Source organism: Mycobacterium sp. AT1 (assembly GCF_002043095.1).
Taxonomy (GTDB): domain Bacteria; phylum Actinomycetota; class Actinomycetes; order Mycobacteriales; family Mycobacteriaceae; genus Mycobacterium.
Genome location: NZ_MVOC01000002.1, coordinates 70,269 through 97,125 on the forward strand (window position 1 = coordinate 70,269; position 26,857 = coordinate 97,125).

General features: G+C 67.2%; 28 protein-coding genes. 19 read left to right on the forward strand and 9 right to left on the reverse strand.

Annotated features, from left to right (window positions below):
- Positions 1–4 precede the first annotated feature (4 nt).
- The 7 genes from B1790_RS00525 to B1790_RS00555 all read left to right on the forward strand — a co-directional run bounded on the left by B1790_RS00525 (position 5) and on the right by B1790_RS00555 (position 7,159).
- On the forward strand, positions 5–904 hold the full coding sequence (locus tag B1790_RS00525; RefSeq protein WP_079921179.1) for a glutamine amidotransferase family protein: 900 nt from the start codon (positions 5–7) through the stop codon (positions 902–904).
- On the forward strand, positions 889–1,596 hold the full coding sequence (locus B1790_RS00530) for a protein glxC (protein ID WP_079921180.1): 708 nt from the start codon (positions 889–891) through the stop codon (positions 1,594–1,596). Before B1790_RS00525 ends, B1790_RS00530 begins: the two co-directional genes overlap by 16 nt.
- Positions 1,597–1,608: 12 nt before the next feature.
- Positions 1,609–2,931: an FMN-binding glutamate synthase family protein gene (locus B1790_RS00535; RefSeq protein ID WP_079921181.1), complete on the forward strand. Its 1,323-nt coding sequence runs from the start codon at positions 1,609–1,611 to the stop codon at positions 2,929–2,931.
- 3 nt (positions 2,932–2,934) lie between these two features.
- Complete coding sequence (locus B1790_RS00540; RefSeq protein WP_079921182.1) at positions 2,935–4,161, forward strand: allantoate amidohydrolase; 1,227 nt, start codon at positions 2,935–2,937, stop codon at positions 4,159–4,161.
- Positions 4,162–4,286: 125 nt separating this feature from the next.
- Positions 4,287–5,219 carry a serine hydrolase gene (locus tag B1790_RS00545; RefSeq protein WP_079921183.1) on the forward strand — a complete coding sequence of 311 codons (933 nt, stop codon included), beginning with the start codon at positions 4,287–4,289 and terminating at the stop codon, positions 5,217–5,219.
- 112 nt (positions 5,220–5,331) lie between these two features.
- Positions 5,332–6,255, forward strand: a complete 924-nt coding sequence (locus B1790_RS00550; RefSeq protein WP_079921305.1) for a DMT family transporter — start codon at positions 5,332–5,334, stop codon at positions 6,253–6,255.
- A gap of 94 nt (positions 6,256–6,349) precedes the next feature.
- Complete coding sequence (locus tag B1790_RS00555; RefSeq protein ID WP_079921184.1) at positions 6,350–7,159, forward strand: DUF1906 domain-containing protein; 810 nt, start codon at positions 6,350–6,352, stop codon at positions 7,157–7,159.
- A gap of 41 nt (positions 7,160–7,200) precedes the next feature.
- On the opposite strand, the gene B1790_RS00560 is transcribed toward B1790_RS00555, so the two are convergent.
- Entirely contained in the window at positions 7,201–8,247 is a 1,047-nt protein-coding gene (locus tag B1790_RS00560; protein ID WP_079921185.1) for an aldo/keto reductase, read from the reverse strand.
- Positions 8,248–8,326: 79 nt separating this feature from the next.
- On the opposite strand from B1790_RS00560, the gene B1790_RS00565 reads away from it, so the two are divergent.
- Complete coding sequence (locus B1790_RS00565) at positions 8,327–8,872, forward strand: TetR/AcrR family transcriptional regulator (RefSeq protein ID WP_079921186.1); 546 nt, start codon at positions 8,327–8,329, stop codon at positions 8,870–8,872.
- A gap of 147 nt (positions 8,873–9,019) precedes the next feature.
- On the opposite strand, the gene arr is transcribed toward B1790_RS00565, so the two are convergent.
- Positions 9,020–9,433 (reverse strand): NAD(+)--rifampin ADP-ribosyltransferase, encoded by a 414-nt coding sequence (gene arr / locus B1790_RS00570; protein WP_079921187.1) that lies wholly within the window; start codon positions 9,431–9,433, stop codon positions 9,020–9,022.
- Positions 9,430–10,509, reverse strand: a complete 1,080-nt coding sequence (locus tag B1790_RS00575) for a tartrate dehydrogenase (RefSeq protein ID WP_079921188.1) — start codon at positions 10,507–10,509, stop codon at positions 9,430–9,432. The genes arr and B1790_RS00575 overlap by 4 nt, the downstream gene beginning before the upstream one ends.
- Before the next feature lie 315 nt (positions 10,510–10,824).
- Here B1790_RS00575 and B1790_RS00580 point away from each other — a divergent pair, with 315 nt between their 5' ends.
- Complete coding sequence (locus B1790_RS00580; protein WP_079921189.1) at positions 10,825–11,493, forward strand: NADPH-dependent F420 reductase; 669 nt, start codon at positions 10,825–10,827, stop codon at positions 11,491–11,493.
- Between the two features lie 21 nt (positions 11,494–11,514).
- Positions 11,515–12,066, forward strand: a complete 552-nt coding sequence (locus tag B1790_RS00585) for a TetR/AcrR family transcriptional regulator (protein ID WP_079921190.1) — start codon at positions 11,515–11,517, stop codon at positions 12,064–12,066.
- Between the two features lie 184 nt (positions 12,067–12,250).
- Here the strand turns inward: B1790_RS00585 and B1790_RS00590 are convergent, their stop codons facing one another.
- Complete coding sequence (locus B1790_RS00590; RefSeq protein WP_079921191.1) at positions 12,251–13,039, reverse strand: maleylpyruvate isomerase N-terminal domain-containing protein; 789 nt, start codon at positions 13,037–13,039, stop codon at positions 12,251–12,253.
- Positions 13,040–13,136: 97 nt separating this feature from the next.
- On the opposite strand from B1790_RS00590, the gene B1790_RS00595 reads away from it, so the two are divergent.
- The gene (locus B1790_RS00595) at positions 13,137–13,856 is read left to right on the forward strand and encodes a DUF1905 domain-containing protein (protein WP_079921192.1); all 720 of its coding nucleotides are present in this window, start codon (positions 13,137–13,139) and stop codon (positions 13,854–13,856) included.
- Between the two features lie 33 nt (positions 13,857–13,889).
- Here the strand turns inward: B1790_RS00595 and B1790_RS00600 are convergent, their stop codons facing one another.
- Complete coding sequence (locus B1790_RS00600) at positions 13,890–14,801, reverse strand: LysR family transcriptional regulator (RefSeq protein WP_198951869.1); 912 nt, start codon at positions 14,799–14,801, stop codon at positions 13,890–13,892.
- A gap of 122 nt (positions 14,802–14,923) precedes the next feature.
- Between B1790_RS00600 and B1790_RS00605 the strand changes: the two genes are divergently transcribed.
- From B1790_RS00605 to B1790_RS00615, 3 genes are read left to right on the forward strand one after another with little or no spacing between them, the layout of a single operon-like run.
- Positions 14,924–15,715 carry a maleylpyruvate isomerase family mycothiol-dependent enzyme gene (locus B1790_RS00605; RefSeq protein WP_079921193.1) on the forward strand — a complete coding sequence of 264 codons (792 nt, stop codon included), beginning with the start codon at positions 14,924–14,926 and terminating at the stop codon, positions 15,713–15,715.
- Between the two features lie 42 nt (positions 15,716–15,757).
- Positions 15,758–16,516 carry an enoyl-CoA hydratase/isomerase family protein gene (locus B1790_RS00610; protein ID WP_079921194.1) on the forward strand — a complete coding sequence of 253 codons (759 nt, stop codon included), beginning with the start codon at positions 15,758–15,760 and terminating at the stop codon, positions 16,514–16,516.
- Between the two features lie 20 nt (positions 16,517–16,536).
- Positions 16,537–17,241, forward strand: coding sequence for an SDR family oxidoreductase (locus B1790_RS00615; RefSeq protein ID WP_198951874.1), 705 nt, complete (start codon positions 16,537–16,539; stop codon positions 17,239–17,241).
- 157 nt (positions 17,242–17,398) lie between these two features.
- Here the strand turns inward: B1790_RS00615 and B1790_RS35590 are convergent, their stop codons facing one another.
- The 4 genes from B1790_RS35590 to B1790_RS00630 form a co-directional block, all read right to left on the reverse strand.
- The gene (locus B1790_RS35590) at positions 17,399–17,527 is read right to left on the reverse strand and encodes a hypothetical protein (protein WP_255407233.1); all 129 of its coding nucleotides are present in this window, start codon (positions 17,525–17,527) and stop codon (positions 17,399–17,401) included.
- A 33-nt stretch (positions 17,528–17,560) separates the two neighbouring features.
- Positions 17,561–18,568 (reverse strand): carbon-nitrogen hydrolase family protein, encoded by a 1,008-nt coding sequence (locus B1790_RS00620; RefSeq protein ID WP_079921196.1) that lies wholly within the window; start codon positions 18,566–18,568, stop codon positions 17,561–17,563.
- A 31-nt stretch (positions 18,569–18,599) separates the two neighbouring features.
- Complete coding sequence (locus B1790_RS00625) at positions 18,600–20,033, reverse strand: glutamine synthetase family protein (RefSeq protein WP_079921197.1); 1,434 nt, start codon at positions 20,031–20,033, stop codon at positions 18,600–18,602.
- 156 nt (positions 20,034–20,189) lie between these two features.
- Complete coding sequence (locus tag B1790_RS00630) at positions 20,190–20,882, reverse strand: FadR/GntR family transcriptional regulator (RefSeq protein ID WP_079921198.1); 693 nt, start codon at positions 20,880–20,882, stop codon at positions 20,190–20,192.
- Between the two features lie 198 nt (positions 20,883–21,080).
- On the opposite strand from B1790_RS00630, the gene B1790_RS00635 reads away from it, so the two are divergent.
- From B1790_RS00635 to B1790_RS00655, 5 genes are all read left to right on the forward strand, one after another.
- The gene (locus B1790_RS00635) at positions 21,081–21,629 is read left to right on the forward strand and encodes a hypothetical protein (RefSeq protein ID WP_233164863.1); all 549 of its coding nucleotides are present in this window, start codon (positions 21,081–21,083) and stop codon (positions 21,627–21,629) included.
- 783 nt (positions 21,630–22,412) lie between these two features.
- The gene (locus tag B1790_RS00640; RefSeq protein WP_079921199.1) at positions 22,413–23,888 is read left to right on the forward strand and encodes an APC family permease; all 1,476 of its coding nucleotides are present in this window, start codon (positions 22,413–22,415) and stop codon (positions 23,886–23,888) included.
- Complete coding sequence (locus tag B1790_RS00645) at positions 23,885–24,883, forward strand: carbohydrate kinase family protein (RefSeq protein WP_158083719.1); 999 nt, start codon at positions 23,885–23,887, stop codon at positions 24,881–24,883. Before B1790_RS00640 ends, B1790_RS00645 begins: the two co-directional genes overlap by 4 nt.
- A gap of 31 nt (positions 24,884–24,914) precedes the next feature.
- Positions 24,915–26,174 carry an aminotransferase class III-fold pyridoxal phosphate-dependent enzyme gene (locus B1790_RS00650; RefSeq protein ID WP_233164864.1) on the forward strand — a complete coding sequence of 420 codons (1,260 nt, stop codon included), beginning with the start codon at positions 24,915–24,917 and terminating at the stop codon, positions 26,172–26,174.
- The gene (locus tag B1790_RS00655; protein WP_079921200.1) at positions 26,171–26,809 is read left to right on the forward strand and encodes a class II aldolase/adducin family protein; all 639 of its coding nucleotides are present in this window, start codon (positions 26,171–26,173) and stop codon (positions 26,807–26,809) included. Before B1790_RS00650 ends, B1790_RS00655 begins: the two co-directional genes overlap by 4 nt.
- Positions 26,810–26,857 lie beyond the last annotated feature (48 nt).

Sequence of the window (26,857 nt, forward strand, 5' to 3'; positions counted from 1 at the left end):
TTCCATGTGTGGAATCGTCGGTCTTCATCTGCGTGACGCCACGCTCCATCCGCAGCTGGGTGCCCTGCTGTCCGGAATGCTTGACGCGATGTGCGACCGGGGCCCCGACTCGGCCGGCATGGCCGTCTACGGTGACCCCATCTGGTCCCCGGAGGGCGAGTCGACCGTGTCGCTTCTCGACTCCCCCATCCCCGCAACCGAACTCGCACAACAGCTCGGCACCCTGCTGTCGGCGCCGGTGACCGGACACGACCTGGACCCGACCATCGTGGTGCACGCCCCCGTGGCGACCGACGTGCTGACCGCCGCCGTCCGCTCCGCGGTTCCCACCGCCCGGATCATTGGCTTCGGCGACCATCTGACGGTCCTCAAGGGGATGGGCAACCCAACCGAGCTCGCGGACCGCTTCGGCCTGCGTTCCGCCAGCGGATGGCAGGGCGTCGCCCACACCCGGATGGCCACCGAATCCGCCGTCACCGCCGAGGGTTCGCACCCGTTCGCCGTTGGTCCGGATCAGTGCCTGGTGCACAACGGGTCGTTCTCCAACCACATGTCGATCAAGCACGAGCTCGAACGGTCTGGTGTCAGCTTCGACAGCGAGAACGACACCGAGGTGGGCGCCCGATACGTCGCCAAGCAACTCGCCGAGGGGGTCGACCTGGAGAAGGCCCTGCTGATGCTCAACGAGACCTTCGACGGCTTCTACACCCTGCTGGTCTCCACCAGCGACTCCTTCGCCGTGGTCCGCGACGCCATCGCGTGCAAGCCGGCGATCATCGCCGAAACCGACCGCTGGGTCGCGATGGCGTCGGAATACCGCGCCCTGGCGAAACTCCCAGGCATCGACACCGCCCGAATCTTCGAACCCGAGCCAGAAGAGGTCTACGTATGGCACCGACAGTGACCACCAGCACGCCCGCGAACGGAGTGGTCGACCTCCGAGCGTCGAGCACCCGCGAGGTCAACGAATTGCTCAGCTCGCCCGGCGCCCCGGCGACGCTCACCATCACCCACCCCGAGGGTGCGCACGCGCTCGCGTGCGGTCTCGACGCCGATCTGGACGTCACCATCGACGGTCACGTCGGCTACTACTGCGCGGGCATGAATCAGAAGGCCACCGTCACCATCGCCGGCAACGCGGGCGTCGGTGTTGCGGAGAACATGATGTCGGGACGAGTACACGTCAAGGGTGACGCGTCGCAGTCGGCGGGCGCCACCGCCCACGGCGGTCTCCTCGTCATCGACGGCAACGCGGCGGCGCGCTGTGGCATCTCCATGAAGGGCGTCGACGTCGTCGTCGGCGGCGACATCGGCCACATGAGTGCATTCATGGGCCAGGCCGGGCGGCTCGTCGTGTGCGGCAATGCCGGTGAAGCACTGGGTGATTCGATCTACGAGGCCCGCTTGTACGTCCGGGGCACCGTCGCGTCACTTGGTGCGGACTGCGTCAAGAAGGAGATGCGCGACGAGCATCTCGCCGAGCTGAAGGAGTTGCTCGACGCGGCAGGCATGTCGCACGACCCCAGCGAGTTCACCCGCTACGGCTCCGCCCGCCAGCTCTACAACTTCCACGTCGACAACGCCAGCGCGTACTAGGAGAGCCAGGTCATGACGACACCCATCCACTCAACGCGGCTGCGCGAATCCGCAACCTTCGACCGCAGCGTCATCGCCGAGATTCAACGCGCCGCCGAAACCGGCATCTACGACATCCGCGGCTGGGGCGCCAAGCGGGCACTCCCGCACTTCGACGACCTCCTGTTCCTCGGGGCGTCGGTGTCGCGCTACCCCCTTGAGGGCTACCGCGAGAAGTGCGACACCGACGTCGTACTCGGCGACACGCACGCGAAGTTCCCTCTGCACCTGGACATCCCGATCACCATCGCGGGGATGAGCTTCGGTGCACTGTCCGGCCAGGCGAAGGAAGCCCTCGGACGCGGTGCCAGCGAGGTCGGCACCTCCACGACGACCGGTGACGGCGGGATGACGCCGGAGGAGCGCGGGCAGTCCAAGAACCTCGTCTACCAGTATCTGCCGTCGCGGTACGGGATGAACCCCGTCGACCTTCGGAAGGCCGATGCGATCGAGATCGTCCTCGGCCAGGGCGCCAAGCCCGGTGGTGGTGGAATGTTGTTGGGGCAGAAGATCACCGAACGTGTCGCGGGGATGCGGACGCTGCCGATGGGCGTCGACCAGCGCAGCGCCTGCCGTCACCCCGACTGGACCGGACCCGACGACCTCGCCATCAAGATCCTCGAGCTGCGCGAGATCACCAACTGGGAGAAGCCGATCTACGTCAAGGTCGGCGCGACGCGCACCTACTACGACGTCAAACTCGCGGTGAAGGCCGGTGCCGACGTGGTCGTCGTCGACGGCATGCAGGGCGGGACCGCGGCCACCCAGGAAGTGTTCATCGAGCACGTCGGCATCCCGACGCTCGCCGCCATCCCGCAGGCCGTGCAGGCGTTGCAGGAGATGGGCGTGCACCGCTCCGTGCAGTTGATCGTCTCGGGCGGTATCCGCAGCGGCGCCGACGTCGCCAAGGCGATGGCCCTGGGTGCAGACGCCGTCGCGATCGGCACTGCGGCCCTGATTGCGCTGGGCGACAACAGCCCTCGGTACGCGAGGGAGTACGAGGAGCTGGGCTCGGCGGCCGGCTACTACGACGACTTCCAGGCCGGACGGGACCCTGCCGGAATCACCACCCAGGATCCGGAACTCGCCAAGAACCTCGACCCCGTCGAAGGTGGACGCCGGTTGGCCAACTACCTGCGCGTGCTGACAATGGAGGCCCAGACGTTGGCACGGGCATGCGGCAAGTCGCACCTGCGCAACCTAGAACCCGAGGATCTGGTCGCCCTGACAGTCGAGGCGTCGGCGATGGCCCGAGTTCCGCTGGCCGGAACCAACTGGATCCCCGGCCGGTACTGACCCGTGAGCTCGTTCAACGGCCTCTGGGCCAGCATCCTCGACGTCGGCCAGCATCACTCGACCCGCGGATATCGCCGATTCGCCTGGGGCGATGCCGATCTGACACTGCGCGAGTGGTTTCGATCGAACGCCGCGAGCCGCGGCATGGACGTCGAGGAGGACCGCAACGGCAACCTGTGGGCGTGGTGGATGCCCGTCGGCTGGACCGGCGACCCGAAGGGGGCCTTCGTCACCGGCTCGCATCTGGACTCCGTGCCGGACGGCGGTGCGTTCGACGGCCCGCTGGGCGTCGTGTCGGCCTTCGCCGCCGTCGACCTCCTGCGTGAGCGCGGAGTCGAACCCACGATTCCGATTGCGGTGGCGGCGTTCTCGGACGAGGAGGGCGCGCGGTTCGGTGTCGCCTGCGTCGGAAGCCAGTTGACGACGGGAGCCCTGTCACCGGAACGCGCCCTCGGGTTGCGGGACGTCGACGGGGTCACCCTGGCCGAGGCGATGACGAAGGCTGGTCGCGCACCTCGGCACGTCGGCGCCGACACCACCCTCACCGACCGGGTCGGCGTGTACGTCGAGTTGCACGTCGAGCAGGGACGAGCGCTCGACCTGGTCGACGCACCGCTGGCCGTCGCGTCGTCCATCTGGCCGCACGGGCGGTGGGAGTTCACCTTCACCGGCGAGGCGAACCACGCGGGCGCGACCCGGCTGGTGGACCGTCGAGACCCCATGCTGCCCTTCGCGTCGTCGGTACACAGCGCCCGTTCGGCGGCGGCGCTGCACGATGCGGTCGCCACGTTCGGCAAGGTGCGGGTACTTCCGAACGGCGCCAACGCGATTCCCTCGATGGTGAAGGCTTGGCTCGACGCGCGGGCCGCCGACCAACAGACGCTGGACTCACTGGTCGCTCACATCGAGTCCGAAGCCCGGAAGCACTGCGCGACCGACCGCGTCGACCTCGACGTGCTCGTCGAATCCGTGACACCCATCGTCGAGTTCCCGTCGGGGCCCCGGGCGAGGCTGGTGCGGTCCCTGGCACACCTCGGTGACATCCCGACGTTGCCAACGGCGGCAGGTCACGATGCGGGGATCCTCTCCGCCAAGGTGCCGACGGCGATGATGTTCGTCCGCAACCCGACCGGGATCTCCCACTCCCCCGACGAGTACGCCGAGCCGGACGACTGCAACGTCGGCGCCCAGGCGCTTGCCGACGTCATGGCGGACTGGGTGACTACCTGAGCAAACACCGTCCGCTCCGGTGTCGTCGGCCTCGCCAGCGTGTTGGCCCGAGCAGCTGATTAGGCTGGGGTGACCGGTGGTCGCAGCGTCGCCTCCCTGGTTCAAGATCGGCTCGGAGGAGACCCATGCACTTGCGGCTACCGAAATCGACGACGACGCGAATGGCCGTCCTCTGCGCGGCAGCGCTGCTGGTCAGCAGTTGCGAGGCGCAGGTCTGGGGCTCACCACCGGCCACGCAAAACACCCCTCAGGCGCCGGCCGTGACCCCGCAGGCCTCGCTTCCCGTACCCCCCGAGGCCCCACCCGGGCCGCCGACGGCGACGCTGGACGGTCTCGACGTACGCATCCGCCAAGCCACCGCCGACGCCGCCAAGTCGGGTGCCGACATCGAGGCCGTGGTGCTGGACCGCGACACCGGCCAGCTCGTCTCCAACGGATCCAACCAGCCGTTCCCGATTGCGTCGGTGGTCAAGCTGTTCATCGCCGACGATCTGCTGCTGCAGGAATCGGAAGGCAAGACGACGCTGTCGGCCGCCGACCGCAAGTCACTCGACGTGATGTTGCGCTCCTCCGACGACAGTGCGGCCCAGATGTTTTGGGACCGCAGCGGCCAGAATGCGATCATCGCGCGCGTCAAGGCCCGGTACGGGTTGGCCAGCACCACGGCCCCCTACAACGGACACTGGGACGTCACGCAGAGCACCGCAGCCGATCTCGTCCGCTACTACGACATGCTGCTGAACGGCACCGGTGGACTGCCACCCGCGCAAGCCAACGTCATCATGACCAACCTTGCGCAATCCACGCCGACGGGCACCGACGGCTACCCGCAACGGTTCGGCATCCCCGAGGGGCTGTACGCCGAGGTCGTCGCGGTCAAGCAGGGATGGTTCTGCTGCTGGAGCGGCGCCAACCAACTGCACGTGTCCACCGGTGTGATCGGCCCCGACCGCCGGTACGTGATGGCGATCAGCTCCCTGGACCCCGTCAGCGCCGCTGCCGCCCGCGAGACCATGACCCAAGCCGTCAAGACGATGTTCCCTGGCGGCAAGATCTAGCTCGCGCGGGCGCCCGCCTCGCGGTCGAGCGGGTGGCACTTTGGCGGGATCTGCCACTGTCGTGTCGCAAATCCGCTTGTACGAGGCGAGTGCCTATGCGAAGACTGATCAAGTGAAACTCGTAGTTCCAGACCGCCTCGCCGCCATCGCGGCCGTAGTCACAGTTCTTCTGTGGGCTTCGTCGTTCGTCGTCATCCGCTTCTCCGGTTCCGAATTCAGCCCAGGAGCAATGGCATTCATCCGGCTGAGCGTTGGCACCATCGTCCTGACGGCAGTAGCCGTGATCTATCGGCCCCCGCTGCCGCGCGGACGTGGCTTGGCGCTCGTCATCGGCTACGGCCTCCTGTGGTTTGGCGTCTACACCGTCGTGCTGAATTGGGCCGAACAACATCTTGACGCCGGGACGGCGGCCCTGCTGGTCAACTTCGCGCCGATCCTCGTCGCCGTGTTCGCGGGACTGTTCCTCGGGGAAGGGTTCCCCCGGCCGCTGGTGGTGGGCATGGTGATCGCGTTCGGCGGAGTGGTGCTGATTGCGCTCGGCGGCTCCGGTGTCGGCGTCAACGATCGCCTCGGCGTCATGCTGGGACTGCTGGCCGCGGCCCTGTACGCCGCAGGTGTGCTGCTACAGAAGGTCGCCCTGCGGACCGTCAACGCCATCGCCGCGACGTGGGTCGGATGTGCGGTCGGCATGGTGGCCACCGCGCCGTTCGCCCTGAGGGCCGTCGACGAGATTGGCACGGCTCCGCCGACAGCTCTGGCCGGAGTGGTCTTCCTCGGCGTCGGCCCGACTGCGATCGCCTTCCTCACCTGGGCGTACGCGCTGAACCGTACGGATGCGGGCACCATGGCGGCCACCACGTTGGCGGTGCCGGCCATTGCCATCCTCATGTCGTGGACGTTTCTCGGTGAAGTGCCGACGGTCCTCGGCTTCGTGGGCGGCGCACTGGCGCTCGGCGGTGTCGTGATCAGCCGTCGCCGAAGCTCGCGCCCCGAACCGCTGCCGACGGAATTGGCTAGCGCTCCTCGGTCGTCGTGAACTCTGTTTCGGCTTCGCGTCGCGTTGATCGCGAACCGGACACGGCAAGCCGCAGGTCCCAGGAAATTGGGGTCGACGTTGTTAACGTCGCCCGGTGCAGGACTCGCCGGACTTCACCGACCTGCGGCCGTCGCGCCCCGTTTCCCGGCGTGATGCGCTGCGCTATGCCGCCGCGGCGTCGGCGCTGGCCGGATTCGGTGCCGCCTCGGCAGGTGCAGGCGCACCCACGGCGTCGGCCGCCGCCCCCACCCTGATCGACTTCGCCATGCGTCAAATTGCGGCCCAGGACATCCGTGCCGCGGGCCACTCCGGGGTCATCAACTACGTCTCGACGTCGCGGCCCGGCTCGTCCTTCGGGGCGAAGCCCATCACCCTGCCGTACGCCCGGCAACTGACCGCCGCTGGACTGGTCATCGTCAGCAACTACCAGTACGGCAAGCCAGGCGGGACCGCACCGTCGGACTTCACCCGCGGGCAAGCCGGCGGCGTCGCCGACGCCCGCACCGCCTGGCAGCTGCACACCGCCGCAGGTGGCGGCCAGAGCGCGCCGGTCTTCTTCAGCGTCGACGACGACATCGACCGCGAGACATGGAACAACCTGGCGCTCCCCTGGTTTCGCGGAATCAACTCCGTCATCGGCGTGCAACGCACCGGCATCTACGGCGGTATCCGACCCTGCCAGTGGGCCGCCGCCGACGGCGTGATCGGGCGATCGCAATCGCCGGGCCACGTCTGGGCGTGGCAGACGCGGTCGTGGTCGCAGGGACAGATCTTTCCCGCCGCCGTTCTCTACCAGCGGATCGTGAGCACCGCGTCGAACCCGGGACCGGTGGTCGGCGGGCTCGAAGTGGATGTCAACGACGTGCTGGCCCAGGATTGCGGCCAGTGGAACATGCATCCGTGAGACGCACAGCTGACGAGACTTGGCACTAGCGGCCTGGGCCGCTACGTGAGTGCCATGCCGGGGATGCGTGCCCGGATGGCGTCAAGGTCGGCCTCGTCGGAGACACCTTGAAAGTCGTGTCGCGGGGTGTAAGGAGCTTGTAGGGAACGGATTTCGTCGTCGGTCAGCTGGATTTCCAAGGAGGCGATCGCCTCGTCGACGTGACCGACTGAGCCGGCGCCAACCAGTGGCGCGGTCACCACCGGCTGACGATGCAGCCACGCCAACGCCACCGTCGCCCGGGACACCCCGCGCGTACCGGCGATCGATCCGACCGCGTCGACGATCGCCCGGTTGGAGTCCTCGTCCGCCGAGTACAGCGCGTCGGCGAACGCGCCGTCGGATTGCGCCCGCGTCGTGGCCTTCGCCTCGCCCCAACCGCGCGCCAAGCGTCCGCGGGCCAGCGGACTCCACACGATCGTCCCGACTCCCTCGTCCAGGCAGAGCGGGATCATCTCTCGCTCTTCCTCGCGGGCCAGCAGGTTGTAGTGGTCTTGCATGGTGACGAAGCGGGCCCAACCGTGTTGGTCCTGCAGGTGCAGCGCCTTGGCGAACTCCCAGGCGGGCATCGACGACGCCCCGAGGTAACGGACCTTCCCGACCCTGACCAATTCGTCGAGGGCCTGCAGGGTTTCCTCCAACGGTGTCGCATGGTCGTTGCGGTGAATTTGATAGAGGTCGACGTAGTCGGTGCCCAGCCGGCGCAGCGAGTGGTCGATCTCGGTCATGATCGCCTTGCGGGACAGTCCTCGACCGTTGGGTCCGGGGCGCATCGGGTGGCGCAGCTTGGTCGCTATCACCACGTCGTCGCGGTCGGCGAAGTCCTTGAGCGCGCGACCGAGGATTTCCTCGCTGGAGCCGTTGGAGTACATGTTCGCGGTGTCGAAGAAGTTGATCCCCGCGTCGAGGGCGTACTTGATCAGCGGGCGGGCGTCGTCCTCGGCCAGCGACCACACCGGGTGCCCGCGGTCGGGTTCGCCGTAGGTCATGGCGCCGATCGCGACGGGTGACACGTCCAGGCCTGTGGTGCCGAGCTTGCGGTATCGCACGAGAGGTCCTTCAATGAGTAGTGGAGATGTCTCCGTTTCACCGTAACGGAGGGTTCTCCACTTATCAACGGGAGGGAATGTGTCCGAGATCCGCCGTGCCGACGCACAGCGCAACAAGGCGCGGATTCTGGACGTGGCGTTGTCGGCGTTCGCCGAGGATCCCCAGGTGTCCTTGAACGCGATCGCCAAACTTGCCGGGGTGGGGCCCGGCACGTTGTATCGACACTTCCCCACCCGCGAGGCGTTACTGCTCGAGGTGTACCAGCAGCACATCGAGTCGCTCGGCGAATCGGTTCAGCTCGTGCTCGACAGGACCCCGCCCCTGGAAGCCTTCCGCATCTGGGCACGCCAACTCGCGGAACTGGTCCGCATCAAGCACGGCCTCGGCGAAGCACTGGAAACCGCTCCCGCCCAAGCGATCATCAACGCCACCTACGCTCCGGTCACCAACGCCATCCAAGAACTCCTCGACGCGGCCGAGGCCGCCGGCGACGTTCGCCCCGGCGTCGATGCCAGGGACGTGCTTCTGCTGCTTGGCGCACTGTGGCGGGTGCCCCCCGGCGCGGGCGGGCTGCGGCAAGCCGACCGCATTCTGGACATGATCGTCGATTCGCTTGTGCCGTAACGATTGACGGCCCGCGATCAGCCGTCGTGATCGAGGCCGGCGAGATCGAAATACTGGACGCCATGGCCGTCGATGCAAAGGCAAGTCTCGCTGGACCGCCCCGCGCCTTCGCGTTGTAGGGCGAATCGCCTTGTTGGTCCGGCAGGGTCAGTTGATGATCTCGCCTCGCCCGTCGGCGCGGATCGCGGACAGTCGATCCCTCCACAGTTGCAAGTCGTCCGGACTGAGCCGCCTCCAGTCGGCAACTTCGCGCACCACGCGAAGCGGCGCCCGACTACGAAAGGACCGCGTCGGGTTGCCCGGGAACTTCTTGTCCGTGACATTCGGATCGTCCTCGAACGGCCCAGTGGGCACGACCTCGTAGACACGAGGTGTCGAGCCGTCGAGCGCGGCGACCTCCGCCGCCAACCCGGCCCCGTCGCGCAACGCGGTGAAGTAGACGTGGTTCATGACGACCTCGGGCCGGTAGTTCGAAGTGAACCCCGCCGTCAGGTGGTCACCGGGGCGTAGCTCAGCCTTGGTGCCGTGAAAGAACGGCCCGCCATCCGGTACGTCACTCACGCCGCCCCGAGCGCGTCGACGACCGCCGCGCCAAGGGCCCCAGTGGTGGCGGTGCCGCCCATGTCCGGGGTGAGAGTGTCACCGCCATGGGCCAGCACCGTTTCGATCGCGGCGAGGACCGCGGCGGCGGCCTCGGGCTCGCCGAGGTGCTCGAGCATCATCGATGCGCACCAGATCTGGCCAATGGGATTGGCGACTCCCTTGCCGGCGATGTCGGGGGCGGATCCGTGCACGGGTTCGAACAGGCTGGGGAACAGGCGTTCTGGGTTGATGTTGGCGCTCGGGGCGATGCCGATGGTGCCGGTGCACGCTGGCCCGAGGTCGGACAGTATGTCGCCGAACAGGTTTGAGGCCACGACGACATCGAACCAGTCGGGGTGCATGACGAAGTTGGCCGTGAGGATGTCGATGTGGTACTTGTCCACGTCGACGCCCGGGTAGTTGGCGGCCATCGCCTGTACGCGTTCATCCCAGTACGGCATGGAGATGGAGATCCCGTTGCTCTTCGTCGCCGAGGTGAGGTGCTTCTTGGGGCGGGTCGCGGCCAGATCGAAGGCAAACTTGAGGATTCTGTCGACACCGGTGCGGGTCATGATCGTTTCCTGCATGACGATCTCGCGATCGGTGCCCTCGAACATCTTCCCGCCGACGCTGGAGTACTCGCCTTCGGTGTTCTCCCGCACGACGTAGAAGTCGACGTCGCCAGGTTCGCGGCCGGCCAGCGGGCTGCGCACGCCCGGCATCAACCGCACTGGCCGAAGATTGACGTACTGGTCGAAGGCGCGCCGAAACTGCAGCAAGCTGCCCCACAGGGAGACGTGGTCGGGCACCACCTCTGGCCAACCTACGGCGCCGAAGTAGATCGCGTCGAAGTCCTTGAGCTCGTCGAACCAGTTGTCGGGCAGCATCTTTCCGTGCTTGACGTAGTAGTCGGCGCTGGAGTGGTCGAAGTGCTCGAAGTCGACCTTGAAGTCGAATGCCGCCGCGGCCGCGTCGAGCACCCGCAGACCCTCGGGCACGACTTCGGTGCCGATGCCGTCACCGGGGATGACGGCGATGCGATGGGTGTTGGTCATGACGAATCGTTTCCCTTCAATCACGCGGTGTCGAAGGCGGCGAGAATGCGCGCGTGCGCCCCACCCCCGACGTAAGCCCGAGTGGCCCCTTGCCCAACTGCGCCACACGCCCAGCGTAACCAAGCAGGTTCCTACGAGACAGCGCGGAACCCCGACCACCTCGTCGACCTTCTGGAGGCGGTGTTCGCCGCCATCTCCGACACACCACTGAGCTGAACGGGGGTTTCATAACGATCCATACAAAATGGTGCGGTGATGCATTCGGTGTGATTACATATCGATCGTCACAAAACAACGGCTACGGGTGGAGGGACGATGGTCATCAAGTACGCGATCATCGGTGCGGGCGCGATCGGATCGGCGTTGGGTCGCCAATTCACCCGCGCGGGAATCGACGTAGCCGTGGCGACCTCGAGGGGCCCCGCAGGGGCGACGTCACTACGGGAAAGGCTTGGACCTCAAATCATCCCGACGGAAGTACGGGACGCGCTGGCGGCAGAAGTGGTCGCCTTGGCCGTTCCCTTCGATTCGGTACGGGGACTCGTCGAACAGGTTCCCGACTGGAACCGGCGAATCATCGTCGATGCAACCAACGCCATCGACTCCCGCGACTTCTCCCCCGCCGATCTCGGCGGACGCGAGTCCTCGGACGTCGTCGCCGAATGGGCGAGGAACGCGCGCGTCGTGAAGGCATTCGGAAGCACTTGGGCCAAGGTGTTGGCTCGCCAACCGGATACCGGAGACGGCGGACGCCGCGTCACCTTCATCTCTGGCAACGATCCCGCGGCCAACGCCGAAGTCGCCGCTCTGGCAGCACAGTTCGGCTTCGAACCAATCGATCTGGGCCGCAACGACGCCGGCGGCCGACTGCAGTCCTTTGGCGGGCCGCTGACCGGTCACAGCTTCGTCTCCCAGCCCATCGCCGGGGACAGCCCACCGGAAATGGATCTCGTCGAGCGGGGCGGGCCAACGGCAACCAGCTGATCCCGCCATAGAATCTTCGACATGGCACGACCGCGCGAGTTCGACCGGACCCGTGCTTTGCAGTGCGCGATGCTTGCCTTCTGGGAATGCGGCGGATACGACCAGACCTCGGTCAGCCAGCTCACCGAAGCCATGGGGATCTCGTCACCCAGCCTGTACGCCGCGTTCGGCAGCAAGCGTGACCTCTTCGACGAGGCCGTCGAACTCTACGCACAACGGCCCGGCACACCCCTCACCCTCGCCCTGACCGAGCCCACCGCCTACCAGTTCGCCGGCCGCCTGCTCGACGCGGCAATCGTCGACTGCACCAAGAGGGGGCAACCCAAGGGATGCCTGGTGAACACCGACCCCCTCTTGGTCGACCGGCGCGACAACGGTCGCACGGTGATCGCCAAGCGCCTCGCCCGAGCCGTCGACGAGGGCGACCTCCCGGCGTCCGCTGATCCAGAGACGCTCGCCGAATACCTGATCATCGTCGTCAACGGACTCTCCGCCCGCGCCCGCGACGGTGTAACACGCCGCGAACTGCAGGCCGTCGCGGCAAACGTCATGGCGGCTTGGCCGCGAGCCTGACGGCGAAGTCCGGTCTCGACTGTGTGGGCTTTCGTTGGAAATGCACAATCGGCCGAAGGAAGTCCACACAGTCGGCGATCCGTCTGGCACCAGGGTCATGTGCACGGCGATCCCTCCCCGCGCCGGATAGCAAATCGCGCACCGGCCCAGGCCACTAGTCGCACTCGTCGCGGCGAAGCGCTTCCTACAGAAGCGCTTTGGTGATGCGGGCTCGCAGTCGGTCAACCTGAGCCGCGGCCGGCCATGTCGCGGGCGACGGCCGACCCCACAGCAGCAAATCCAGCGCCATCGGATCAGAACTGATCCGGGCGTCTGCCAAGGCCCGGGCGTGCGTCGGAGTGACGACATGCCTGCCGTCGCCGAGGTCCACCAGCCAGGCGACCTCACCGCAATCGAGCAGTACGTTGCCGGCCGATCCCACCGCGCGGTCGTCCTCCGCGACGTCCGGGTCGCCCGCCATCCACGTCAGCACCTCGTTCACCCCGTCGACCGCAAGTGCGTCCACGACCGGACTGATCGCCATTCCGGCGGTCAGCTCGGCGTCGACGCGGTGCACCAACGCCTCGTGAGCCATCCGCCGAGCCCACGCCCCCGCCGTGGACTCACCCGCGCCCTCCATCCACGTCCACGCCGCGTCGTCGGGAGCCATACCCGCCAACACATCTGCAAGATCGGCGACCAACTCGTCATGTCGCTCAAGTGCCTCTGGATACGGCGCGCCGCCAGCGGCGTCGACCTCGCGGCCCGGCACCGCCTTGCCAGCTCGCAGCACCGCCGACTTATGGGCGTACACCTGCGCGACATGCCGCACCAGGTCCAGTGCGGTCCAGTCCGGGCAGGACGGCACCCGCGAGTCAAAAGCGCAGTTGCGCAGAGCCGCTGAGAAACTAGCTGCCTGCTCCTGCAGAGCGTCGACGTATTCGTGGTGGCTGAGCCAGCTCGACTTCTCGGTATTCGGTGATCGCGACACCATGCCCTCCGATAGTAGGCAGGCCCGGACTTCCCTGCTTGCAATCACGGTGTGCGCGGTTTCGTGTGCACTGAATGGCCCACGGCCTTAGCGTGTCGTCGTGGACTGGCAATTCGACGCCCAGATGTTTCAGTGGCGCGGCCCCGCGCCGTACTTCTTCGTTGCCACCCCTACGCACGTCAACGACTTCCTGCACGCTCACCACGGCGAGCTGACCTACGGCTGGGGAGTCATCCCCGCCCAGGTACGCATCGGGGACACCGTGGTGACGACATCGCTGATACCCAGGGACGGCGTGTATTTGGTGCCGCTCAAGGTTGCGTTACGTCGCGCCGAAGGCGTCGACGACGGCGATGTCGTACGAGTTGGGCTGCGCGTCGGCACGCAGAACACCGAAGGTTCAGGAGACACAGCTAAACCGACCACCTTCGTCGTCGACGCGCGGGTGGCCGTCGACCTCGCCACCGCGGGCGCGACCATTCCGCCCGAGCACAGCTTGACGGCGCCCACGCTGCTGCGCTCGGAAGTTCTGGCCCTGGTGTACGAGTCGGTGCACCGTGGCGAGATCGACGAAAGGGCGGGCCGGAAGATCCTGGACGACATCCGTGGGCTGCGGATCCGGTTCCTCGGCGACCGATCGCTGGAGGACCACGCGTGGCGGCTGGCCGTCCAGATGAACTGGCCTGACGTCCACCAGGCCCAGTACATCGCACTCACCCAGTTACAAGCCGACGCGTTGGTCACCGCCGACGACGAACTCTCCTCGGCAGCAACATCATTCGTCACCGTTGCCACCCCCGCCGACATTCTGCGGCCCTAGAGATCACCGCCCCGTCGCGACGCCACTCGACGATCAAGGTGCGGCGCCGCCGTCGGCCGGGTCGAACTGCAGAGCGTCGACGAACCGGGCGATGTCGCGTCGCCGGGAGTCCGCCGGCCACACCACCCAGGTGCGCCGAATCAGCGGATGACCGGCCAGCGGGTACCAGCTCACCTCGTCGGGCATGGGCTGCGACCAGTGCGGCGGAGCCAAGGCGAACGCGCGGCCAGAGGTGACCGCCGCCAACTTCACCTCGGCGATCAGGTGCTCCCCGGCCGGTGCATCCGCCCCGGGGTTCAGCCCGTGGCTGCGCAAGATCGCGGTGAGCTCGTCGAACCACGCCGGGCTGCCGGAGCGCGGGAATCCCACCCACTCCAGGCCGGCGAGTGCATCCAGTCGCACACCGCGACCGGTGAGCAGCGGCTCGGCGCTGCTGCGGGCCAACAACACTCCCAACCGTTCCTCGGCGGCCAGGGTCGCGTCGAGGTCGGTGCCGGTGGGCCGCTCTCGCACCAGTCCGACGTCGAGTTCGCCCACGCGGAGGGCGTCGAGTTGGGCGGCGGTCGACGCGTGCCGGGCCTGTACGCGGGTCTCGGGATGCGCGGCGCCCAGTGTGGCCAGCGGTCCGGGCAGCAGGTCGGGCGGCAACTCCAGGGGTATTCCGAGGCGCAGAACGTCCCCGGGCGGCTCGTGGCGGTTGAGCGCGGCCAGCGCTTGGTCGTACCGGGCCAGTACGGCACGCGATTCGGTGAGCAGAGTGTTGCCGGCGTCGGTCAGCGTGATGCCGGTGCGGTGCCGCACCAGCAGGTCCAATCCGAGTCGACGTTCCAAGGCGACCATCGCCTGCGACAGTGCGGGCTGGCTGATGTGCAGGCGACGCGCAGCCGCGGTAACGCTGCCTTCCTCCACCACCGCAATGAACATGCGCATCTCTCGGAGTTCCACCCGACCATCACACCACCTGCGGCCATAAGCGTGTCCTATGCCGACCGTCGAGGTCGGTATGCGCCGGCACGGGCCTTTTGCCGCCCGGCGGCGTTGAGTCAGGCGTGTCGAAGGGAAACACGATGAGCAACAGCACGATCACGACCGGGTCGGCCAATTGGTTGGCCGCGGTCGACGACAGTTCGCACCGCCTCCTGGCGCTCGTGGCGGACATGGGCAACGCGGAGCTCGCCGCTCCGTCGTACGCCGCGGGATGGAGCGTCGCGCAGGTGCTGTCACACCTCGGCAGCGCCGCCGAGATCGGAACCGTCCTGCTGCGACGTGCCGTCGACGGCGATGCGTCCGCGCCGACACCTGCCGACACGGAGCCCGTGTGGGAACGGTGGAATGCCATGGCTCCCATGGAGCAACTCGCGCAGTGGGTCGACGCCGACGCCACCCACCGACGGGCGTTGCGAGCCGCCGCCGAGCTCCCAGTCCGGGTTCCCTACTTCGCCGGCCTACTGACTGTTCAGGAGTACGCCGGATACCGGCTCTCCGAGCAGTCCGTGCACGGGTGGGACGTCGCGGTCGCGGTGGACCTCCGGGCCGCCATCGCCCCGACGGAGGTGAGGCTGCTGTGGGAGCGGCTGGATCTCGTCGCCACCCGATTCCGGGCCCCCGACGTTCTGGCACGCCTGACGCCCTGCCAGGTCGAGCTGCGGACCGCCTCCCCCGACGGCGTGTACTGCCTCACCCTCGGGGCCGAGTTGCACCTGTTGGCCTGCGAGCCTGCCGAGCCGTCGACCACCGTACGCGGCAGTGCGGAGGCGGTCCTGCGCCTCGTGTACGGACGACTGCGCGACGTCGACGACGTCACGGCGGAGGGCGCACTGCCCCTCGACGACCTGCAGGCCTTGTTTCCTGGTTACTAAGCCCATTCGTTTCAACCACTTTCACAAAGGGAGCACCACCCCATGTCCACCCCCTCTTACTTCACTCGCTACGAGAACCTCGCCTTCGACCGCACCGACGACGGCGTCCTGACGATGCGGTTCCACACCAACGGCGGACCGGTCACCTTCACGGGACAGACGCACGAAGACCTACCCAAGGCCCTCGAGGACATCGCCCTAGACACCGACAACCGGGCGATGATCCTGACCGGCACCGGCGACGCGTTCATGGACAGCATCGACGGCGACAGCCTTGGCGAAATATTCAAACCCCTTGTCTGGGAAAAGATCCGCCGCGAGGGGCTGGCCGTGTTGCAGCGCCTGGCGAGCCTGCCGATCCCGGTGGTCGGCGTTGCCAACGGTCCCGCGACGGTGCACTCGGAATACCTGTTGCTGACCGACATTCACGTTGCCTCCGACCGCGCGACATACGGAGACTTCCCGCATCCCGCCTTCGGCATCACCGCCGGCGACGGACTGCAGGTGGTCTGGGAGGAGATCGCCGGTACCGCCCGCGCGAAGTGGCTGCTGTGGACCGGTGAGACGATCGACGCCGCCACCGCCGAACGATGGGGTGTGGTCAACGAAGTCGTCGAGCACGACCGGGCGTATGACCGCGGACTGGAGCTTGCCCGCACCCTGGCAGCCAAGCCGGCGCTGTACCGGTCGTTGCAGAAGCAGACGCTCAACCAGCACCTCCTGCGCCGGATCGTGGAGGGCGTGCCGTTCGGCATGGCCCTGGAAGGCCTGACCGCCGCCGACCTCGCCTACCGCCAGTGAGCGAGTCAACCGGCAGGCGAATCGTCATCACGGGCGCCTCCAAGGGAATTGGGCTGGAACTGTCGAGACTGCTCGCCGACGTCGGGCACCATCCGGTCGGTATCGCCCGCACCGCGCCGGCGGAGTTTCCCGGCACGTTCGTCGCCGCCGACCTGGCCGACCGTCAGCAGACCGCCGACGCGCTCACCGAGATCCTCGACGCAGGTCCGGTCGACGCCCTGGTGAACAACGTCGGGTTGGTACGTCCGGCCAGGCTGGGCATGGTCGACCTCGACGACCTCTCCGCGGTGTTCGACGTCAACGTGCGCGTGGCCGTCCAGTCGGTGCAGGCCGTCCTGCCAGGGATGCTGGCCAAGGGCTGGGGTCGCATCGTCAACATCACCAGTCTGGTGACCGTCGGGATGACGGAACGCACGGCCTATGGATCCGCCAAGGCTGCGCTCGAATTCTGCACCCGCGCTTGGGCCGCCGAACTCGCCGAGACCGGGGTGACGGTGAACGCGGTGGCCCCCGGGCCCACCGAAACCGAACTGTTCCGCGCCAACAACGCGCCCGGATCCGACGGTGAGGCACGCTACCTCGACGCAGTACCCATGCGCCGGTTCGGCACGCCCCGCGAGATCTCGGCGGCGGCGGCGTTCCTGCTGTCCGACGACGCCGCCTTCATCACCGGGCACGTCCTGCGCGCCGACGGCGGCGGATCGATCGGGGGTGCCCGACCATGATTGACGTCGAACTCAGCGTTGGTCTACCCCCGACCTCCAAGGTCCCGGAGCTCTTTGCATACGCCGAGACCCTCGGCTACACGCAGGGTTACGTATTCGACACGGCGTTCCAGGGGAGCGCTTCATGGCGGCGGCCCGCCTGGCGTGACGCCTTCTCTCAGGCCACCACGTGGGGCTGGTCGTCCTCGCCTTCACAATCACGCCACCGCAGCGGCAGCCTGTCCTGCCCGACGCGGCGGGCGACGTAGGAGACCGTCGACAGTGCCAGCACGCACAGCGCGATCACGGTGTTGCGGATCGAACCGTAGCCGGAACTTGGTCATTGGTCGAAGGCATCCTCGGTGAATTGCACGCCCTCGTGGCGCGCTCGGTTGACGACGGACCGGAAGACGTCCGGTCTCGTGTAGTGACCGGTGGGATCGAAGTTCAGCCGTTCGGCGAAGACCCGGTCGAGATCCAGGTCGGCGACGATCACGCCCTCCTCCCCCGCCACCGGGGGGATCAGCCACTTACCGTCGGGCCCGGCGATGGCGCTGCCGCCATCGAACACCACCGTGTCCGAGGCCTCGCACAGTTGCTTGGCCAGCGGGAAGTCACTGGGGATGGAGTCTGCGGTGATGATTCCGGATGCGGCGACACTGAAGACTCGGCCCTCGGCGGCGACGAACCGGGTGATGTCGCCGGTGAGCGTGCTCGAGCCTGGCCACGCCGCGACGTGCACGGTCTCCCCCTGCGCGTACAGCGCGGTGCGCGCCTGAGGCATCCAGTTCTCCCAGCAGTTCAAACTGCCCACGACGGCGTTGCCGACGGGATGCGTGACCAGGCCGGCGCCGTCGCCCTGTCCCCACAACAGCCGTTCGTCGTAGGTGGGCACCAACTTTCGGTGATGCCCGACGAGTCCGTATCGAGGATCGATGGTCAGCAGCGTGCACCAGGCCGTGCCACGGCCCGCCGAGCGGCCACGTTCGGTCACTCCGACGATCATCGTGATTCCGAGGTCGGCGGCAACCGACTCCATCTCCCGTTGCTCTTTGCCCCCTACTTCAATGGCCGCATCAAGATAGTAGGCGTAGCAGTCTTTTTGGTCTGGATCGTCGAACGAGGCGCCTTGGGTGCGGGACGGCCAGAAGGGATAGCCCGACAAGTAGGTCTCCGGGTAGGCGACGAGGGTGGCACCCTCGGCTGCGGCGACTTGCGCGGCGTCGGCGATTCGGGTCAACCGTGCTTCGGGTTTGAGCCACGGCCCGCCCAACTGCGCTGCGGCCACCGTGATCGAGTGCGGTCCCAGATCCGGTTCGCGTCGCTCTGCAATGACTTTCAGCGTCATGACGCCTCGACCTTCGAATGCCCGTCGTCTGTCAATAGACTTCGAAGTATTCGCGGTGTTCCCAGTCGGTGACATGCGCGTTGAAGCGCGAGATCTCCTTCTGCTTCACGGTGGTGAGGTAGTTGACGAAGGCATCACCAAGTTCGCGACGCATGATGTCACTCTCGGTGAAATGGCGGAGGGCTTCTTCCAGCGTGCTCGGTATCAGCGGGACGTCCGCGGTGTAGGCCTCGTCGGCCGATGGCCCGGGGTTGAGCTTGCGCGCAATGCCGTCGCGGCCGCTGATCAACTGTGAGGCCATGTAGAGATATGGATTCGCCGTGGGCTCGCCGATCCTGTTCTCTAGGTGCGTCGACCCGTCACCGCGGGCCCCTGAGACGCGGATCATCGCACCGCGATTCTCTTCGGCCCAGGCAATGCGATCGGGCGCAAAGGAATTGGCGATGTACCGCTTGTAGCCGTTGATGGTGGGCGTGGTGAGTACCGAGCTGGCCTTGGCATGCTGAAGCAACCCGGCCATGTAATGCATTGCGGTGTCGGAGAGAAGCTTGCCATCCTTGCCGGGAAATACGTTCGGCGAGCCTGCGTCGCCCAGCGACTGATGCAAGTGCCACCCGCTGGACACGATGTTGGGGAACGCCGGACGCGACATGAAGGTGGCGTGATAGCCGTGGCGACGACAGATTTGCTTGATCGCGCTGCGGATGAGCAGCACGTTGTCAGCGGTCTGGGTACCACTGAGCGGATCGAAGGACATCTCCACCTGCCCGGGCCCCCACTCGTCCTCTACGGTGGCCAACGGCATTCCCAGCGCAACGATTTCATCGCGCAGCACCGACAGGATGGCGTCGGCCTCGTCCCCCCGATTCTCGGTGAGGTACTGGTACCCATGCGAGAGCGCCGTCACCTCTGGTGGTGCAGGGGGCCATCCGGAATCGGCGAAACTCAGCTTGGGGTCCACCAGACGCGTGATGTAGAACTCGAGTTCAGCGCCTGTGGTGAAGCTGAACCCCTCCGACTCCAGCTTCGCCAACTGCGCCTTCAGGACGCCACGGGTGTCGAAGGGAACCCGTTCCCCATTGCGGTAGTACATCTCGGACAGCACCCAGCCGGTCCGGTCCACCCAGGGCAGCACGCGGAACGTCGTCGGGTCAGGCACCAGAACCGCGTCCGGAAGCCCGGTGAGCCGAGCATCGCCGAAACCGTGGGCCTCGAATGGAGGAACAGCGGGGTTGTTCGTCGTGTCGAAGATCAAGGTCGCCGTTTGAAAGTCCTTGCCCTCCTTCAACGCCGACCGAAAGGCGTCGATCTCGAGGGTCTTGCCGCGCAGGATGCCGTGCTGGTCACCCCAGCTGACGCGTACCTGACGGAGGTCCAGCTCCTCGAGACGCGAGAGCAAACGCGCCCCTGCCTCTTGCTGTTCTTGAGACCACAAACCGTTCGCGGCGATGAATGCTGAGCCCATGTGACGCCTCTCCAAGTGTTCAGGTGCTCTGATGTCGAGTCTCGGACCCGGCGCACGGTGTGCAGGTGATCAGATCACCTGAAATGTAACAGCATCCCGAGCACCCGGCACTTCGAATGCGGGATCACGTTCTACGGAGCCGAACCCTTGTCCCGCTCAGCGCCTGATGAGCCGATCGGTGGTGCCGACGAGGTGGGCCAGCATTCGGTCCGCCGCCTGGGTCGCTTCGTGCGCACGAATGGCCTCGACGATGCCCCGGTGGTCTGCAAGCGACTGCGCCGGCTGCCCGGGTCTGGTCAAGGATGTCTCAGAGGTCCGGTCAAGTGCGGGTTTCATTCCCTTGAGCAGGCGCAGGAGCAAGGGATTGTGCGCGGCCGCGGCCACACCGAGGTGAAATCGTCGGTCTCCGTCCAGTCCCGCTGAACCCGAGTCGATTTCGGCACTCATCTGCTTGAGGGCCGCGTCCAGCTCGCGCAGATCGGTCTTCGTGGCGTGCACCGCTGCCAATCTCGCGCACTGGGTTTCCAGCGCCTGTCGCGTCTCCCAGATATAGGGATGGTCGACATGGGTCTCGACGAGCTCGGCCGCCAGCGAAGCGATGATGTTCTCGGGCCGCTGCAGCAGATAGATACCGTCCCCGTGTCGAACTTCGACGATGCCCTGAGCACGTAGGGCGGTGATCGCTTCCCGGACCGAGGAGCGTCCGACCTGTAATTCAGATGCCAGATCGCGGACGTTGGACAGCTTGTCGCCGGGTTGCATTCCGCTGGTGTCGATGAATTCGCGGAGACGATCCGCCACCTGCTCGTATAGCGGTCGCCGGTCCACCTGCCCCATCTGGCCTGCCATCGAGCCCCCCGTCACCTGTTGACCTGGTCGTCAGATCAGTCTGACAGACGGTGCTCCAGCCAGCTGCACTCACCGTGGTGCGCTGGGCACGCGATTGACAGGACATCGACAGCGTTGCGTCCATGGCGGTGACATCCGCCGGATCTACCGTGCGGACAGCGCGCGACGCGGCACGCACGAACGTAGACGGGAAGTTCGATGACGCAATCGACCACGCGACCAGGCGACGTCGTACACCCGACCGACGTCTCGGCTGCCTCAGAGCGGCCGGTACCACCGACGACCCGGTGGCAGCGCCTCGAGGACGAATGGACGCGACGACTGCAACCCGGCGAGCGGTCCACGCTCATCGCTTGGGCCTCCTTCACGGCGACCTTCGCCGGGGTGCGCGCCCTGACACACTGGATCCACGATGGGCACGGTCCGGCCAGTGGTGGAATGTCGTTGGGCGGACATCACTTTCATCACTACAACCTCGGAATTGCGGGCCTCGCCGGCATTGGCGCGGTGTCGCTGCGCGGCCGCGAGCGGCATCGGCGCCACCCGCTGACCGCGGTCACCTACGGCTCGGCCGTGGCGCTGATCGTCGACGAGCTGGCCCTGCTCATCGACCTGGAGGACGTCTACTGGTCCCGTCAGGGCCGCACCAGCGTCGACGCCGCCGTCACCCTGACCGCCGCGGGCGCCACCTTCGCCGTCGGACTGCCGTTCTGGCCGCATGCCCGCCGCGCGCTGCGACACCGATGAGCGGGAGACGTCACGAGCGTCGTGGGCCGGCCGTCGCCAGGTGCAGGTTCCAGACGATTGCCGGTTCGACCGGCAGCACCCGCAGGTCGTCTCATCGTGCGGCTTCCGTCGCCGGCATCAGAGTGATGCCCAACCGGTGTCGCACCAGACCAGCCGCAGTGCGGTAGTCATTGACCTCGTAGGGCAACGCTGGGTCGACCCCGGCGTCGGCGTACCGGTCGGTGCTGCGCGCGCTCTACCTGTCGATGGCCGCCCAAGCCGTCGTGCTGGCGATCTTCGTCGCCGCGTCTCACCGCACGTAGACGGCACTCCCGGTGCTGTTCCTCATCGGGGCGACCAGCGCCGCGTTCACGCCCGCACTCCAGACGGGGCTGATGGACGTCGCCGCCGACGCCCGGACGCTCGCCGGCGCACTCACCCATTGCGCTGTCGAGATCGGCAACGCCGCGGGCGCCTGGCTTGGGAGCCATGCTGGCAACTGCGTCGCTAATCGTGTTCACCGCTTCGGTTTTCGTCCGGGACTAACGAGGGTTGCGCCCCGTCCCCGGATCCGCAGACCGTCGAGGAGGACGTCGATCAGCCGGTTGGCGAGCTCGCGCTGCCCCGGAGACGACGCTCGCTCGCGGTCGCGTTTCCATCCGGTTAACAGGCTCGACAGCTCTTGTTCTATTTCGGACGTCCGTCTACTGTTCCGAAGAAGCGTGCGATCCAGGTCATCGAGGAGCCGGAACGCATGGGGCCAACCCGGCACGAAACCCTGCGAGATCCCCTGGGAGAACTCGAATGTCAGCACACGCACCGGACGCTGCAGACACGGCTTCTGCGGCGCCGCAGTCCGCCAGCGGGCCGACTCAATTCAAGGCGAACCTCGGCACCGGCCGAGTCGCGCTGCTCGTCATCGCCTGCGCCGCGCCCCTCGGGTCGGTCATCGGCAACACGCCGCTCGGCTTCACCCTGGGCAACGGCGCAGGCCTGCCCATCATCTTCCTGGTGGCCGGTCTGGTCCTGGCCTGTTTCGCGGCCGGCTACGTCGCCATCAACCGAGCCGTCCCCGGTGGCGGCGGATTCGCCCGCTACGTGCATGCCGGGTTCGGACCCGGGGCCGGCCTTGGCGCGGCCTATGCGACAACCCTGGCGTACGGGTCGGGAACGATCGCCATCACCGCCGCCGCGGGATACTTCGCCGACGTCATCGCTGCGGGCCACGGACTGCACCTGCCCTGGTGGCTGTACTCGATCGTGGCAATGGTCATCGTCGGCACGATTGGTCGCTACGCCGCCGACCTGAGCGCAAAGGTCCTGCTGGTGATGATCGTTGCGGAGTTCGCGATGCTCATCGTGCTCGACATCCTGATCCTCTCGCACAGCGGACTGTCGGCTCTCCCCCTGGACGTGTTCTCCCCCAAGCAGGTGTTCTCCGGCAGCGTCGGGCCCGCCCTGATGATCGCCTTCACCTCCTTCATCGGCATCGAATCCGCGGTCATCTACGCCAACGAGGCGCGCAACCCCGGCAAGACGGTGCCCCGCGCGATCTATCTCTGCGTCGGCGTCATCTCGGTGTTCTACTTCCTCACGGTCTGGCTCATCGTCGGCTCGGTCGGCGTCGACCAGATCGTGCCCGTCACCGAGAAGGCGCAGGGCGACCTGCTGTTCACCCTCTCGGGCGAGCAGGGCGGAACCGTGCTGACCACGCTGATGCAGATCTTCTTCCTCACCAGCGTCCTGGCGTCCCTGGTGGCCCTGCACAACGCGACGACGCGGTACCTGCAGACCATGGGCACGCAGGGCACGATGCCGAAGTTCCTGGGCACCCTGCATGCGAAGTATCAGGGCCCGGCCCGGGCCAGCGAGGCTCTGTCGGTCCTGACGGCCGTGCTGGTCGCCGTATTCGTGATCATCGGCGCCGATCCCTACCTCGGCGTCTACACCAGCCTGGGTGGCCTGTTCACCGTCGGCATCGTCGCGATGCAGGGCGCGGTCGCCGTCACCGTGGTGGTGTTCTTCCGCAAGCGCAAGGATCGCCGACTGTGGAAGACGTTGGTAGCGCCTGCCATTGGGGCCGTTGGACTGCTGACGGCCACTGGTTTGATCATCGCCAACTATTCGGTGCTGACCGGCACCGAGGACACCCTGCCCAATCTGCTGCCCTGGACCATTCCGTTGGCATTCGTGATCGGCCTCGTCGTGTACCACCGTCGCCGCGACGTCGTCGTCGACTTCGATCCCGTACCCGCGCCCATGGATCGAGCCCAGGCGTGAGCACCGTGGCGGTCATCGGGCCGCATCTCGTCGACGTACTTGGCCGCCCGGTGTCGGAGATTCCCCCGGGACAGGGCAGCATCGTCCTCGACGAAATTCGAGTCACGGTGGCCGGAACCGGCGGCGGCGCAGCCGTCGACCTGGCGAAGCTCGGCATGTCGGTCTCGTCCTTCGGCGCCATCGGCGACGACGTCCTCGGCCGACTCCTGATCACCCAGCTCCAAGAGCACGGGGTGGACACCGCAGGGCTGGTGACGCGTCGCGGGGAGAAGACGGCGGCCACCATCCTGCCGATCCGGCCCAACGGCGAACGGCCCGCGCTGCACGTCCCGGGCACGATGGCGTCCCTGAAAGCCGCCGACGTCGACGGTGCGGCATTGCTCGGAGCCGACGCCGTGCTCTTCGGAGGTCCCGAAACGACTCCGTCACTGATGAATTCGGACGGAATCGCTCTCCTTGGCGCGGTCCACGCAGCCGGCGTCCCCATCTTCGTCGACCTGCTCTACCCCGGAAGGCCCGAGACGCTCGAACTGCTGACCCCGTTGTTGCCGCTGATCGACTGGTTCCTGCCCAACGACCAGCAGCTGCGCGGACTGAGCGGAGTCGAAGACCTCGACGCCGCGGCGCGGATACTGCTCGAGCGTGGGGTTGGTGCCGTCGCCGTCACCGTCGGCGAACAGGGCGCCCTCCTGATACGCCCCGACGTCGAACCCGTGTCGGTTCCCGCGCTACCCACGACCGTCGTCGACACCACCGGATGCGGAGACTCGTTCAACGCGGGCATGATCGCGGGACTCCTGTCCGGATGCACCCCGGAGGACGCCGCCCTCATCGGCTGCGCCTGCGGTGCGCAGGTGGCCTCCGGACTCGGCTCCGACGCAGGCATCGTCGACCTCGCCGGCGTGCTGGCGTTGATCACCGACTTCGACCCCGAGTCGGGCCGCCGCATCGAGGGTCTCGTCGCCACCCGAACGAACGTCGCGCTCGACGCGTGATCCAGATCCATTGCTTCAGAGGAGAAACCCCGTGACCACGCACATCGACGTCACCACCGACCGGCGGCAGCGCAGCGCCGACACCGAGCTGCGCCGCCGCGCCAAGGCCGTCGTGCCCAACGGAATGTACGGCCACCAGAACATGAACGCGCTGCCGGCGATCCCGCAGTACGTCGCACGGTCGCGGGGGGCACGCCTGTGGGACGTCGACGGCAACGAGTACGTCGACCTCATGTGCAGCTGGGGTCCGGTGATCCTCGGCCATGGCGACCCGGTCGTCGAGGAAGCCGCCGAACGGCAACGCCGACAGGGTGATTGCCTCAACGGACCCGCCCCGGTCATGGTGGAGCTGGCCGAGGCCATGGTCGCCACCGTCGCGGACGCCGACTGGGCGATGTTCGCCAAGAACGGCACCGACGCAACCACCATGTGCTGCACGATCGCGCGCGCCGCGACCGGCCGCACGAAGATCCTGGTCGCCGAGGGTGCCTACCACGGCGCCGCGCCTTGGTGCACCCCCTTCCCGGCGGGCGTCACCGCCGCGGACCGCGCCAACCTGCTGCAATTCCAGTTCAACGACATCGCGTCCATCCGTGCCGCCGCGGGCGAACACGCCGACGACGTCGCCGCGATCATCGTCAGCCCCTTCCGGCACGACGCAGGGTTCGATCAGGAGCTCGTCGACCCGACCTTCGCCCGCGACGTCCGGGCCTACTGCGATGAGATCGGTGCGGCGCTCATCCTCGACGACGTGCGCGCCGGCTTCCGCCTCCATCACGGCGGCAGCTGGGAACCCCTTGGCGTGCAAGTGGACATGACGCCGTGGAGCAAGTCGATCGCCAACGGGTACGCCCTCGCCGCGGTCACCGGCACCGACCGCTACCGCGACGCGGCCGGCGGCATCTTCGTGACCGGCTCGTTCTGGATGGGAGCCGTCGACATGGCCGCCGGTCTGGCCACGATCACCGAACTCGCCAGCCGTGACGCCGTGTCCCGGATGCGTGAGCTCGGCCAGCAGTTGCGCACCGGCATCCTCGACGGCGCCACCCGTTGGGGTTTCGACGTGCACTACACCGGACCCGCCCAAATGCCGAACCTGTTGTTCGCCAACGACTCCGACTACGCACTCTCCGTCGCGTTCAGCGCCGAGGCCCAGGCGCGCGGGGTCTACGTGCACCCCAAACACAACTGGTTCGTCTCCGCCGCCATGACCGACGCCGACCTGGACATGGCGCTCACCGGTCTCGACGGCGCCTTCGGTGCGCTTCGAGCCCGGTACCCGCAGCCATGACCGACCTGCACGGGTTGCGCGCCGACGTGGCGGAACGGTGCCGCGAATTGGCCACTCACGGTGTCGCATTGGCCGGTGCAGGCAACGTGAGCGTGCGGTCGAAGGACCACGTCCTGATCACCCGTGCGGGGATGCGGTTCGAGACCGCCGAGGCCGACGACGTCACCGTCGTCACCCTTGCCGGAGACGTCGTCGACGGTGCCAGGCCGTCCTCGGAGACCGGCCTCCACCTCGGGATCTACCACCGCTCGGTGGCCGGGGCCGTCGTCCACACCCACGGCCGCAGCTCGGTCGCGGTCGGCCTGGTGTGCGACGAGATGCCGTTGGTGCACTACAACCTGCTCCGGCTGGGCGGCCGCATCCCGACCATCCCGTATCTGCTGTTCGGATCCCACGAGCTGGCCGAAGCGGTGGGCACTGCCGTCGCCGGGGGTCACGGCACCGTCCTGATGCGCAACCACGGCGCGGTGAGCAGCGCACGAACGCTTGCCGAAGCCGTCGAGCACGCCTGCCTCACCGAATGGGTCTGCGACGTCTACCTGGCTGCCAGAAGCCTCGGCACGCCGGCGTTGCTCACCGACGGCGACCTCGCCGCGGTGGCCGAGCAGAGCAGCCGGCTGGCGTACGGTCACTGACTGCGCTTCGGCCCGGGTCTTACACTCGGTTCACAGCCGGAGAGCCGA